General features: G+C 39.3%; 11 protein-coding genes. 4 read left to right on the top strand and 7 right to left on the bottom strand.

From position 1 onward, the window contains the following. Nucleotides 1-11 precede the first annotated feature (11 nt). The 6 genes from D9734_RS18505 to D9734_RS18480 all read right to left on the bottom strand — a co-directional run bounded on the left by D9734_RS18505 (nucleotide 12) and on the right by D9734_RS18480 (nucleotide 6,082). Nucleotides 12-2,615 (bottom strand): fimbria/pilus outer membrane usher protein, encoded by a 2,604-nt coding sequence (locus D9734_RS18505; protein ID WP_130209581.1) that lies wholly within the window; start codon nucleotides 2,613-2,615, stop codon nucleotides 12-14. A gap of 2 nt (nucleotides 2,616-2,617) precedes the next feature. Continuing rightward, nucleotides 2,618-3,172 carry a hypothetical protein gene (locus D9734_RS18500; RefSeq protein ID WP_130209579.1) on the bottom strand — a complete coding sequence of 185 codons (555 nt, stop codon included), beginning with the start codon at nucleotides 3,170-3,172 and terminating at the stop codon, nucleotides 2,618-2,620. Nucleotides 3,173-3,267: 95 nt separating this feature from the next. After that, nucleotides 3,268-3,996, bottom strand: a complete 729-nt coding sequence (locus D9734_RS18495; protein WP_130209577.1) for a fimbria/pilus periplasmic chaperone — start codon at nucleotides 3,994-3,996, stop codon at nucleotides 3,268-3,270. 12 nt (nucleotides 3,997-4,008) lie between these two features. Beyond that, nucleotides 4,009-4,722, bottom strand: coding sequence for a molecular chaperone (locus D9734_RS18490; protein WP_130209575.1), 714 nt, complete (start codon nucleotides 4,720-4,722; stop codon nucleotides 4,009-4,011). A 1-nt stretch (nucleotide 4,723) separates the two neighbouring features. Beyond that, nucleotides 4,724-5,446 (bottom strand): molecular chaperone, encoded by a 723-nt coding sequence (locus D9734_RS18485; RefSeq protein WP_130209573.1) that lies wholly within the window; start codon nucleotides 5,444-5,446, stop codon nucleotides 4,724-4,726. A gap of 18 nt (nucleotides 5,447-5,464) precedes the next feature. After that, a complete protein-coding gene (locus tag D9734_RS18480) occupies nucleotides 5,465-6,082 on the bottom strand; it encodes a fimbrial protein (protein ID WP_130209571.1) in 618 nt (205 codons plus the stop codon). Between the two features lie 1,098 nt (nucleotides 6,083-7,180). Here D9734_RS18480 and D9734_RS18475 point away from each other — a divergent pair. The 3 genes from D9734_RS18475 (at nucleotide 7,181) to D9734_RS18465 (ending at nucleotide 9,686) form a co-directional block, all read left to right on the top strand. Then, nucleotides 7,181-7,552, top strand: coding sequence for a winged helix-turn-helix domain-containing protein (locus tag D9734_RS18475; protein ID WP_130209569.1), 372 nt, complete (start codon nucleotides 7,181-7,183; stop codon nucleotides 7,550-7,552). Between the two features lie 827 nt (nucleotides 7,553-8,379). Then, nucleotides 8,380-8,832: a hypothetical protein gene (locus D9734_RS18470; protein ID WP_130209567.1), complete on the top strand. Its 453-nt coding sequence runs from the start codon at nucleotides 8,380-8,382 to the stop codon at nucleotides 8,830-8,832. Nucleotides 8,833-9,341: 509 nt separating this feature from the next. Further along, nucleotides 9,342-9,686, top strand: coding sequence for a hypothetical protein (locus D9734_RS18465; RefSeq protein ID WP_130209565.1), 345 nt, complete (start codon nucleotides 9,342-9,344; stop codon nucleotides 9,684-9,686). Between the two features lie 418 nt (nucleotides 9,687-10,104). On the opposite strand, the gene D9734_RS18460 is transcribed toward D9734_RS18465, so the two are convergent. After that, nucleotides 10,105-11,316 carry a conjugal transfer protein TraF gene (locus D9734_RS18460; protein WP_205712822.1) on the bottom strand — a complete coding sequence of 404 codons (1,212 nt, stop codon included), beginning with the start codon at nucleotides 11,314-11,316 and terminating at the stop codon, nucleotides 10,105-10,107. An 844-nt stretch (nucleotides 11,317-12,160) separates the two neighbouring features. Here D9734_RS18460 and D9734_RS18455 point away from each other — a divergent pair. Further along, nucleotides 12,161-12,700, top strand: a complete 540-nt coding sequence (locus tag D9734_RS18455) for a C40 family peptidase (RefSeq protein WP_130209563.1) — start codon at nucleotides 12,161-12,163, stop codon at nucleotides 12,698-12,700. Nucleotides 12,701-13,065 lie beyond the last annotated feature (365 nt).

The raw sequence follows: 13,065 nt of genomic DNA, 5'->3' as shown, positions 1-13,065 counted from the left end.
TGAACATAAGTTTATCTCGAGGAAAGGGGGTGTTGATGACAAGTCAGGGTTAATTCATCTAAATAACGGTCGGAATCGTGCGGTAGTTTGAAAGATGTACTGCACTGTTTATTTATTTCACTACCCCATATAACGTGTAAGTATCCTTCATCAGTTAATCCGGATAAGTAAACTTCACCATTTTCACCAACAATTCCCGCATTCCCTTTATTATGATCCGTCGCTAGACTTACTATCGCACCAAAAGGGACAACACCTCGCTGATAATGCAACGTTATAATGGCCTGCCTTCCGGTGCGTACGGGATATTCTGCAACAACAACAGCACCTTTTGTCGGCACAACGCGTCTTCCGGTTTCCGTTAACATAACGTGGCTATCCAGACCATCAGGATCGAGATTAATAGCGTTATAGCGATAATTAGTGAGTGATGGAACCACGGCATAACCTCGCCAATCAGTATTTTCGTGAGTATTAACGATATGAACCCCGGAAGCGCCGGGGGCGCGGATCAGAGCAATACTATCCCCTAAAACAGGTGCCAGCGTCACTCCCCAAGGATGGATGACAACGCCGCCAGTAGCACTGGCGCTCGCCGTCTTCTGATGATGACTCCAGTCATAGGCAAATTGCGCATTACCCGTACTTCCGTCATACCCCATGTTTAACATTGTCATCGCATCCTGGCCTTGTGACGATGACTGTCCAAACTCATAATTCCAGTTGTCATTTAACATTCCGGAAAGGCTGGCCATTTGACTAAAATCCCCCCGAGGGTCGCGAATTGCCTGATAACTGAGATCACCATAACGGGAATTTGAATTGGATGAGAAGGTATCCAGCGGTACTGAAAGGTTAAAAGAAACCTCACAATTCTTTTTCTGCCCTGGCATGGTGAGCTGATTTTTATTAACGGAGATGTTTAACGACAGAGAAACCGAACTAACAGACAATCCATATCCAAAACTAAAACGGTTATCAGTTTCACTTGAATTCCAGTAATCCTCATGAATTGCGCTAAGATTCAAATTTCCCCAATGACTAAAATTTTGTCGCAAAATGATTTGTTGTAAATTCCGGCGACGCCTTCTGTTTCTGTATAATGCACCTAATACCTGACTCCCCATTAAAGAAGTTATAACAGGTAAAGTCTGACTATCCATGAAGGACATATAACCACGCGACGCATAACGAAAATCGTAGATATCAATAGTTGTACCCGTAGTAAGAAGATTTTTTGAGTACTTAAGTCGCCATGCATTACCCGATACCGTAGAACTATGAGGTTGGCTTGCATGAGACCAGGTATTATCAATCGATACAGCGCCCAATTCTCCCAGTGAAACGCCAGCACCTGCCGTCATGGCTACATAATTTCGAGAAAGCAAAAAGCCACCATAGCCAGTAGTGTTTGCAGGTAAACCATAAATAAGAGTTCCCTGTTCGAATGCTGGTTTAACATCCTTATGATAAGAGTTAAATATAGCTTTCCCCATCTCAAACTCATATTCAGCATGGCCATTTCGCTGCATGACGGGGAGTCCGGTATAGGGTTGAACCCACTGCTGGGTATTACCATTTGCTTCCCGGACAATTACCGTCAACTCACCGCTATTCATTGTCTGTGGGATATCTGTTAGCCGGAAATCTCCAGCAGCAACGGATGTCTGATAGATGAGATTATGATTCTGATAAATACTAACCTGCGCACGCGAGCTGGCAATACCAGAAATAACAGGAGCAAAACCACGTTGATTGTCAGGTTTCATGTCATCACTGGATCTCAACTTAAGACCTGTAAAATTAATACTGTCCAGTATGTCATTTTGTGTCCAGGTTTCTCCCAGAGTAAGTTCACTCTTTAATTGTTTTAGATCTCTCGCAATATATCGGTTAGAGAATGTCGGTGAATTTGCCTGTTGCGACCATGTAATGGAACTGCGTAACCGCCATGGTCCCCAATTTGCACCACCTTGTGATGAAAGAAAAAAAGAACGCATTCTTGCATGTCTGTTGGAGAAATCAGCATCACTTTGCATACCACTGAACATATAGTTAAACATCAGAGCGGGTATGCCGTCATCCCATTTGTCAACTGCAGGAAGCTGAGAGGATTCAGATGATTTCATTACTATTTGAGGAATCTCAACATTAAGTTTTAGTTTCTGCTGTTCAAAACGAAGCGTTGCGCCAGGAATAACACGTGACAAATCATCAATATATTCACCGTTTTTTAAAGCTGCAAGTGCGTCATTACTATTAGTATTAACGCCCCAACGACTAAGTTGTTCGCGGTTTAACTGCGCAGTCAGTTTTTCTCCGTGGGGAGATACCTTAAACTTAACCATTTCTGAAGATATCCATACAGTATTAACAATAACATCAACCAGATATGTTCCTTCAGCAAGTGATGATTCCTTTTCAAACTGACTAAGGTCTATTTTTTCTATGCTGCCCTGCTGGTCTGTCACCAGTAGATCAGGATCGAAATAATCTTCAGCATGACACGATTTCTGGGAAAAAAATGGCCCAACAATCATTAATATTAATGATAATCTGAGAAGGTTTGTTTCGACTCTGGATAAGAGCAGATCAATAAGTTTCTTATGATTCATGATTAGATGAAGAATAATGTGATATCTAATGCAGCGTGAAATTGACCATTTCCGGAATCACCATCAGGCGGAACACAAATGCCTGTGAATAGTTTTGCCTTGCTATCATTCAATGAGTGGAGTTCACCTGAAGGAGCTGGCGTTACTGGCCAGGGAAGTAAATTTGCAGTAAGATTATTATAATTAATCACATTACCCTGGTTACAATGTGCAATGTTGGGTGCCGTAAATTGATCGGTAAAATTAAAAACAGCGGATAACTTAACATTTTTCGAATCTGCTGCACGGAAAGTGCGATCAGTATCTGCCACCTGCCCGCTAAAACCAACCATCACATTCTTTCCCGCATCAATGAGGCCTGTGCAGTTATTCAGAGTTAGTTCGAGAATATCAAGCGGATAGACATTATTTGGACCTACAGCAGCCAGTACCGATTTATTTATCGTCGTTTCAACCTCTGTTTTATCCAGAGAGATATCGCATGTTGTGGCTTCAACAACTGCATGAAAGTTTAAATATGCATATTCCTCTAAAGGAGCAGATGTCGGAGTTGGCATCGTAATTGCCTGCGTAACAACAGGGGCAAAAAAAATCAGAATGCTACAAAAAATATAGGGGAATTTTCTTATCAAAACATTCATATCACAACTCGCTATAAATCCATTTGATATAAATCAGATGGCACACCAGAGTCATCCCGAAAACGCCATGAAACCTGATGCACGCCAGGTGAGCAATGTTGAACAGAAGTATTTATTTCCAATTTACCATAAGGTGGTACGGGTCTAATAAGTAGAGACTTTTTTATCTTATACTTATCAATAAATAGCTGCGTCACTTCCCTGTAATAACCCGAACGATTTAAAATATTTAATTCACCATTATTGCAAGAAAAATAAATATCTTTTTCCTTAATTGAATCAAACATCGGGCGCCAGTAGACCCTGATGTTATAAGCAGTGACTAAGCGTAACTTAACCGAATTATACATTTTAATTTCAGATGGTATTAGTCTTAGCGTCAAATAGTATAAACTTTCTCTGCTTGATGGTAAGAGAATCGCGCGTGACGGCACTGCAAGTAAAGACACTAAGGTATCATCACCGGCACGTAGTTCGTGGACAGGAGGAGAAACTATAAAGGGTGAGACTTGATTATCATTAGCTGCCATACCCGTTTTAGGATCGTAACTTTGAATTACTGCCTGTAATAAATAATGCTCGGCTGTATGGTTAACCACCCTGAGCACGATTTTATTTAAATGTGAAGAGAAGACCAGTTTAGTTTTATTAATGAAAATACCCTGTGTAGTCTCATCGCACAACCCTTTGTTTGTTATTACTATTATAAGAAACACAACTATCTTGCGCAGAAAGGGCATAGATATCCTTTGTTATAATAAATTGTACGTCATCATTCTGGTTTCACCGCCCTGACCATTGATGAGAGTCCATTTAATTTCATCCCCTGACGATGTTATTACCTTATCAAGTGTAATTTTACTAAAAGGGGTTATTGTTCTCTGTTTACCATCTAATGCTATTTCTGTTCCATTGACAAAAACTCTGCTAAGCGTCATAAAATACGGACTGGTATTGCTGATCGTCAACGCATGTTCTTTTTTCGTAAATGATAATAATGAAACAGACTTCTCCCACGATACATTAAGGTCAGCGGGACGTGAAAGAAGTTTAATAATTAAACTCAGTGATACCGATAGCTGCTGTTTGACTTTGTTCAGTTCAAAAAATTTTTTATCAATTGCAGGTATGCTCTTGAAAACAATGTATTGTAATGTTTCTTGATTATGTTGCCATACCGGTTGCCGACGAATTATCTGTACTGTTTGCGACTGACCTGATGGCAATTTGAAAATCGGTGGCAAAATGTAAAAATTTTCCGAGGGTGTTAGTTTCTCTGTACTGCCGAGAGAATGAACAATTCCGCTCTGCACAAGCCAGGTATATTTACTGGTATTGCTAATCACTATCTCTGTGCTGTGCAATGTAGAGCTCATAATGACCCTGGTATGATCAATACTTAACCCATCAGCATGACTTTTTACAGGTAAACATAAGATAATGAACAAAAAGTACAGGGTGCGCATATTAATGAACTTTTCCCTGATGCATTTCTGCCATACCAAGATCGTTGAGAGTGACCCATGACACCTGTCGGTTGTTCCCAATTTTTGTGGACGTTAGGTCTATAGACTCAAAGGGAGAGAGCATCCCCATATTTTTCAGAGTAATAGTAGCTATACTATTATGACCAAAAAAGAGGTCATGAAGCGAAATGTAATACGGACTATTATTCATAATTTTGACGCCCGTAGCAGTACGATTAAATACAATTTCTTTGGCTGCTTCATCAGCCCCCTCTTCCGTCAATCCAACTGGACGGTAAAACATTTTTATTTGTGAGGATAAAGAAAATATAATTCCAGCCTGAGTTTCAGGTAGTATCACATCTTGTAATGGTTCTGATGTGATAATACCACGAGAGATAAAATAAAAAACTGACTCTCTATCACGGGGAAGTTTGTCAACATTTTCCAACGCAATCATTTTGACTATTGATTCATTTCTTGGCGAAACTTTTTCAATTCCAGGAAGTACTTTAAAGTACTGACTATCCGGTTTACCGGCACTAACTCTGGTAATATAACTTTGCATCAACCAGGTATTGTCAGTATTATTTCTCAAACTTACCGAAACTGATGTCTTTCCTGCTGGATAAATTATCCTTAACGCATTAATTCCAATCCCATCTGCCCATGCAGATGGCAATAAAAAAAGAAACAACAAACTCAGTGAAAATTTAATCAACATAACCCTTTTACCGTATGCTTATTGGTAAATCATCATAAAATCCACAGGCACTTTAATATGCTGAGCAGACGCAGTATTCGCATTTATCGCCTGTAATGATGCGGTCAACGTTGTTTGTTTTCCATCAATTGAACTTATCACATCGCCTTTAGACACGTTGGCCAACTGAATATAATCATTGTTTTTAATTTCTGTCATAGTGGATGTATTGGCCGCAAAATCATACACACGACCTTTGAGAACCACGCCAACATCGTTTATCCCGGTATTACTCCATAATGTTGGCTCACCAGGAATACCCATTCCTGGACTAAATAATACTTCAGCATAAACCCCTCCATCACCCGGAACAGTTCCTTGTGAACTACCGGACTCGGTACAATTAGAGGCCCTTAAGTCAAAAGATTTTGTTCCCACATCTGTTTTTGACTTTGCAAAATCATTTTTTGAGAACGTACCTAATACTATGCTTTCATTTGATACACTAATATCGCATGTTGTTTCCGAAATTTCTGCATAGACATCAATATGAGCTGGTTTGCCAATTGCTATAGCGTTATTCCATACTCCCATTGTAACTATAGCCGTCAGAATACTTAGCGAATACCAATATTTCACAATAATTACCTTACTCATTATTTACAACAATAGCTAAATTCCCTTGTCATTCCTGAATCCAGTTACAAAACTAAAACTCACTTTCAGGAAAATATATCGCTAACAATCAAAAAATCTCGTAATTGAGTATATACAGCTCTGTAAATCAGAAATAGTATCAGAAACAAGATAAAAAAAGAAAAAAAGAAGATATATTTCAAAACAATAATTACGCCTTTTAGCTAAATTCCTGGATTAAAATTGTTCACTAAAAAAAATAAAACACTATACCTGTACTCATTGAAGCTATTTGATTTTATCCTTTCTGAGGATCATGCTACGCAACATGAAGTTTTCATCATCCATCAACAATAAGTCGGGCCAGGAACACCGGTACATCAGGAGGTGTGGTAAATGAGCTGGCGATGGTATTGACGACTTCTGAACGATGAAGCTCCATTATGATTGCCAGAGCTCAGCGCCAGCATAAACCACCGTAGATTGGTCACCTTATCCACGAGTTGATGAATAAAGGCTGTAAACGGTAGTTCTGCGGTAGACTGGTTATGGTCGTGGACGAAATCTGAAGCATCGATAACAGCTAATCATTTGTTGGTATGCACCCATCTATGTGTTTCATATCCCTCACTTAATCAATGAGATAAAAAAGATCAGCCTGATATTGTCAATATCAGGCTCATGTATCATCACTGTACAGTCTTCATATGAATCCGATACGGTAAATATGAAAATTAATGAATGGGCATACTTGCAACAACCTGCATTTCGTCAGTGTACAAGGATTCAGGGATTCGATGTCGCCCCCCCCCTTCCTGATATAGCGACGCTGATGGCATCCCGAATTATTACTTATTTTAAGATAGTGAATAAATCACCTTAGGTTCTTTGTGTATAGTTCATTTCGTTAAGTAATTTTATCTTGCTTATTAAACTTTTGATTTACATAAGTGCCTGCCAAAATTCACATAAGAAATCACCAGGGACATAAAAAACAATTATGACAGTATCAGAATTCTGTTATCAGGTGGTTATTAATCATTATGTTTTAACCAGTTTCACGTATTGATAATAGATTAATGTTTATATGGTAATACATATTTGGCAAGGAGATATAATATGAACCCTGAATTGAATTTTGATGATGAAACCGGTGTGCTTATGTTTGGAAAAAAATCGACCAGATTAAGCCCAAAAGAAGCGGCGTTGTTTTCGTTGCTGCTGCATAAGCAGCAGTCAGATAGTATTCTACCACGAAATGAGCTTGCTCAATCTGTTTGGGGAGAACGATGGGAGGTGATCAGTAATAATAATATTCAGCAGCTTATTCTTCAGCTTCGTAGAAAAATTGATGCTGTCGGTGGACCAGTGATAATTGAAAACATTTACAAACGAGGTTATAAAATGACCATTCATGCACAAGGAGCTGGAAATACGATAAGACGTAATTTAATCACTCGATTTGTTTCACTAATATTAAATTTTATTTGAGTTCACGCTACACACACTATACCTATAATTATTTATGTAGCCTAATAGTTTAATTCCTTATTAGTGACATTAAAATAATTAAATTTCAATATTATGCAATGCTTTAGCTATTGTTCCTCTGTGCATCCAGATGGCAGGGGAATATTTTTTATTAACACTGCAATATAGCAACCACAGTATCATTTCTGACAAAACGCTTACAGGTCATATAATTAACATGCAAATCATTTATTAACTAATTTGACAAAACTATAATTGAAGAAACAAGCTACCATTGGCATAAACGTTCTTCTTCATTTTTATTTATAAATCACTGAAATGTTATTTTTTAACTAATAATCAAGAATAATTGTAGTTACTCTCTATATTCCACAATCTTTTGATTATCGGCGTTATTGTTTTTTTAAATTTTTACTCAGCTAATTTGTCAACAGGAAATGTAGCACTATTGAGCCTTTCATTTGCTTTAATAACCAGGTTGTATCACAACCTTACCTTTGAATGTTAACAAGTTCAGGTCAATGACGAGGCTCACCTTGCATGATTCCTCAGCTCCCCTCGTTATCTTTGGCTACGTCCAGAGTTACATGGTAAATTTTAAACATGTTCCTTTATATGGTTTGGTACCCGATCATAATGTGCACTTTCAATAAGTTATAACCAAAACCACATTCTTCAGTAACTTGTTATTCTTAATTGATACAATCAAATGACAGGTGATGCCAGATTTCATAATTATCATCAAGATTTTATTTTTTTTCGTGTGAAAATGAATGTATCTGATAGATCAATAACCCTGGATTTTATTGTTTTTAATGGATAATTATATGATAACAAAGATGACAACCAGGTTACTTTTTGCCGGCACACTAATTCTTCCCGCTTTTGCTTTTTCTTCAGTTCTTACGGCACAGCAAAAAAATTATCTTGAAGAAATTATGGCGGCACAAATCAGTAATGAACAAGATAGAACAGTGATCAAAAATGAGTGGACCGAAGCACATCAGGTAGCAGAATTCCTGTGCCTCCCCGTTGCAATGACTGTTATACAAAAACATGAATCTCTCGTCGAGAAAGTCACACTCAGTGACGGGGAACAAAATAGTTTAATATTACATACTCCTATCAGACTAACTGGCAATGGCCAATACCTTATTTACGGGTCGAAATGGATCCCATTTTATTTCCGCTGTGATCTATCTTCTATCACTGGCAAAGTGACCCGCTTTGTAATTGATCATCATACTCCATATCCTCATAGAAATGCCGTTTTACAATAGCCCCCCCGCCAACTTCACATTTATCATAGATAAATCATTCCTGTTACCAGGCAGGAATGAGTATTATTGCTGTTCACTCTCTGATGATATATACCTTTTTTTGTTACAGTAACTTCAGGTTACCCGCCCCCACGATTTCCGCCGTATATGCCACTGTTGTTCCTCTTATTTTTCTATGTCCATTTCATACTCAGCCATAACTGAGTTTACGATCTGAACTATCGTAGCCTGGTTTTCGTCATCATTTCGCAGCCAGGATGATAAACAGCAGTCTTATGCCAGTTAGCATCTAAGCGCCAGAGGATTATGACACGTTTAACCACCTTCAATGATCACAGACATAAGTAATCAACTGTATTGAATATCTGATACAAATCTTCTATTTTTATATTATTTTTATTACACTGGTCAATAATAAGTATTTCGCTTCGACAATACTGTTCAGTTAGACAAACGTAGTGTGTGTGATATAAGAAGTAGATACTCAAGCAGAACATAAGGAACATGATATGAAAAAAATACACGTCCTACTACTAGTCTCATTCATATTATCAGGATGCACAACAGAATGGCAACGCACTCGCTCTGATGCCCAGGATCTTTCAACTGCACAATATGAATGCGGAACATTGGCTGAAGAGAAATATCCCGTTAAGAATAGAGTAGCGGAAAGAACAGTTTATGAAGCACACGTCGAAAAATGTCGCAACAACAGGCACTGCAAAAAAAAGTATGATAGCTCACCAACCTTACGAAGTTATGTGATTGATGTCAATGAACATACTCGTTATGAGTGGATAGAACTTTGTATGCAACAAAGGGGATGGATATCCAAAGTTAAAGTGCTTATGTAAGGTAAGTGATAAGAATAATTATCAGGCAATGGCCCTATATACACAATTTTTAATCCTGTTAATAATGATTCTTGTGTGAGGTAATTCCTGCTACAACCGTCCTACTCATTGTTCGATTTTCCCACCATGTATCATGGTGGGTATTTTTTATCTCAAAAGAAAATATCATCTAAATATGATTACGCTCGATTATCTTTATCGTTAGAATTTTAGTCAGTGCGCATTTTGTATTCTTCAATATATCCCTGTTCATTACCGATACATTATTGTATTGCTATATAGTTCCCCCCTACTGACATCATACATCGACAGCTGCCACAAAAACTACGGGCATACGCTTCACTATATTTGTCACAGCGCCGCTATATGCCCGTACTAAAACAGTAATATGTTACTGTAAGCCGGATTCTGTTTTCTGTCAGAAAGTCTCGCTTAATTGAGCCACAGCACCATATGTCCGATCAGTGCCCACCAGGCCTGCCAGATCCAGATGTACCATATTAAAAGGTGAAATGCCGATACCGGCAGTAAAGGCGCTACCCTCTGAAGAAGCGATGTTCTGACGATAGCCCGCACGTAGTTGCACCCAATTCCAGGCGTTAACTTCAGCCCCCATAGCCGCAAACTGGCGCTTTGTATCATGGGTAAAACCACTGGCCGGCGTCAGATCTACATCCAATGCAGTCGTCACGATTCCGTTATGCCATGAGCCCCCGGCAGTTACCTGTGGGCGAATCCTGAAGGTTTCTTTCAGCCCGTTAACTTCTTTCGTATCAATACTACGGGGAACAATATTTTGCCCAGCCAGACCCAGCATCCAGTGTTCATTCAGCTCAGTAGCAAAACCAATGTCGGCATTAATACCGGGAGTATTATTACGGTATTCATGGCTACGGAAATCGTGGCTGTCGTAATTCTGTACCGTGGTATTGTAATTAAACAGATCCACACGCTGATATTTCGGAGTTACGCCAAGAGAATACCTGAGCCCGTTCGTCTCAAACGTCCTAGCAATAGCAATCCCGACATCACTCACTGCCGCCGCACGACCATAGGCCCGCGATGTCAACGTATCAGTATCGCTCGCTGTTGGAATAATTTTGCCCTTAGTCACATCATCCAGATATTGCAGATCGTGGTCGCTGACCTTTCCTGCCACCGTTGCCGTCCCCCATGACTTCAGTATCAGGGCAAAAGGTAATTGACTGTTCGGAACTGTCGCGACCATGCCTACACTCGCCAGGACATTCACCTGTGTATTTTTAAATTTCTCCAGTTGATGTTGCAGATCGGTCGCGGCCCCCAAAGGCGCGACTGCACCAGATAGAGCTGCATCATAGCGATCCCAGGCATCTTTCACGGCATCCACATCGCTCTGCAAATGGTCAGGATCCGATACCTGTACTCCGACTGACGGCAGAATCATGCTGAAATCATCGGAAGCGGTGGCACTCGTCATCAGTGCCGGATTAGCGAGTGCTGCCGCACAATAATGAGACGATGCAACTCCCGTCCCTCCCATAGCATCATTACTGGCTTCCATATAGGTCGTAGACGACTGAGCATTACCAGACAGAGCAGTAAAAAAAGCACAGGTCAGCAGAGAATACTGACTTAGCGTAAATTTCATTTTTATTTTCCTGGCCAAAAGAATGAATTGTTTTTAATAAAAATCCCACCGAAGCTATATACAGGCATCGCCCCCAAAAAATAGTGCGTAGTTATCACGAAGGGAGATGCTGATATTTAATCGATGCCGAAACAGATTGTTTCCTATAACTCAAGACACCTAACCAATCGGTAAGTTCACGGATATTAATCGCAGTAACTAATAATCTTTTTTTAATACTCTGAGGCTGGTTCAGCACTACCATGTCCAGCATCAGACAATGCTTACTTATTGATTTTAATGAATATAACTTACATAAACGACAATGTGTATTTAATTTACGACTTACAAGCACGCCATTCCTGTGTTACGCAGGACTCTCATATTTTCCGTATTTTGCACATTATTTTATTTATGTTTATTTAAATTCATTCAGTTATGATTTTTTATCAAACATCATATTTTAGCCTTATGTAAAATAAAATCACCACCACCGTACAATTCATTAACAAATAAACCATTGATGATATACAAAAATAGTCACACCAAACAGTAAATTACTTTAAGAAAACACAATTCTTATTTCACGTTCTAATCCATCACTGAATAGAAAAGCAGATTCATTGTAACAGCTCCTGCTTTATGACTTCCCATCAGAATTTCATCACGACACCATCAGGATATTCCAGTCTCCCGTTGCAATGATAGACGAACAAAATCCGATCTTTTCTACCCGTTCAAAAGCCGGTCCAGAGTTAACAGTTTTTCACATCGTGCCAACTCCCGGGTTCAAAGAGATCTTAAAGAAATCATCGGATGAATTTACAGCATCGGAATTTCTACATATTAACGAGAGGTCTACATTATGTATCGACATCATCGTTCTTTATTGTTTTTACTGATGTTAGGTTACCATGCCTCAACACTGGCATCGCCGGTACACCACATCAGACACACTCCTGTCGTCAATCATCATCGCAAAACAAAAACATCCCACTCGACAAGACAGCATAAATTGTCGCCCAATACAGTCTTCATTAATACGCTGATGGCACAACTGGGTAAGCCATATCGCTGGGGAGGCGCTTCCCCTGAAACCGGATTTGATTGCAGTGGTCTTATCTGGTACGCGTGGCGTAAGAATTTTCACATTACCCTTCCCAGGACCGCCGCCGGCATGTATTCCATGCCACAGGCACACCATGTTCCTTATATGCTTCTACAACCTGGTGACATGGTATTTTTCTCAATACATGGGGAACGTGTCGATCATGTCGGTGTTTATGTGGGAAATGGACATTTCATAGAAGCGCCACATACAGGGCAAAATGTCAAAATTGTCAGCCTGGAAAAAGATTTTTACCGCCGTCATTATCTGGGAGCAAGACGTCTGATGATTTCCTGAGGCGTTCCGATTCCGTATGCTGACCACACAAAAGCAGGGAGGACTTCAGTACATCCTTATACTGGACGGACTGGAGTTCTCCCTCCAATGGATATGTGCTTAGAAAGCGTCATATATATCCATCATTCTCTCTGGAGAGAGACCGCCCGGAAACGGGGAACACTTATGCGATCATCGAGAAGAACAATTCACCAGACATATCAAATTATTTCTATATCGCACACCACTTTATACCTATCAAATTAATTAACCAAATGATTTAAAACGATATTTATAGACTTCACCATAAGGATATAATAATTATTATTCCTATGGTAATAAATTATACAGTACATAAGATTGAATGAACAATAAGATAACCATAA

The organism is Escherichia sp. E14S1 (genome assembly GCF_004211995.1).
Lineage (GTDB): Bacteria > Pseudomonadota > Gammaproteobacteria > Enterobacterales > Enterobacteriaceae > Escherichia.
This window is presented reverse-complemented; position numbering and strand designations above follow the sequence as displayed.

Excerpts from the sequence above, each read along its gene's own strand:
- D9734_RS18470 (WP_130209567.1), top strand. The coding sequence starts at position 8,380 with ATGATAACAAAGATGACAACCAGGTTACTTTTTGCCGGCACACTAATT.
- D9734_RS18490 (WP_130209575.1), bottom strand. The coding sequence starts at position 4,722 with ATGCGCACCCTGTACTTTTTGTTCATTATCTTATGTTTACCTGTAAAA.
- D9734_RS18480 (WP_130209571.1), bottom strand. The coding sequence starts at position 6,082 with ATGAGTAAGGTAATTATTGTGAAATATTGGTATTCGCTAAGTATTCTG.
- D9734_RS18505 (WP_130209581.1), bottom strand. The coding sequence starts at position 2,615 with ATGAATCATAAGAAACTTATTGATCTGCTCTTATCCAGAGTCGAAACA.
- D9734_RS18455 (WP_130209563.1), top strand. The coding sequence starts at position 12,161 with ATGTATCGACATCATCGTTCTTTATTGTTTTTACTGATGTTAGGTTAC.
- D9734_RS18475 (WP_130209569.1), top strand. The coding sequence starts at position 7,181 with ATGAACCCTGAATTGAATTTTGATGATGAAACCGGTGTGCTTATGTTT.
- D9734_RS18500 (WP_130209579.1), bottom strand. The coding sequence starts at position 3,172 with ATGCCAACTCCGACATCTGCTCCTTTAGAGGAATATGCATATTTAAAC.
- D9734_RS18485 (WP_130209573.1), bottom strand. The coding sequence starts at position 5,446 with ATGTTGATTAAATTTTCACTGAGTTTGTTGTTTCTTTTTTTATTGCCA.
- D9734_RS18460 (WP_205712822.1), bottom strand. The coding sequence starts at position 11,316 with ATGAAATTTACGCTAAGTCAGTATTCTCTGCTGACCTGTGCTTTTTTT.
- D9734_RS18495 (WP_130209577.1), bottom strand. The coding sequence starts at position 3,996 with ATGCCCTTTCTGCGCAAGATAGTTGTGTTTCTTATAATAGTAATAACA.
- D9734_RS18465 (WP_130209565.1), top strand. The coding sequence starts at position 9,342 with ATGAAAAAAATACACGTCCTACTACTAGTCTCATTCATATTATCAGGA.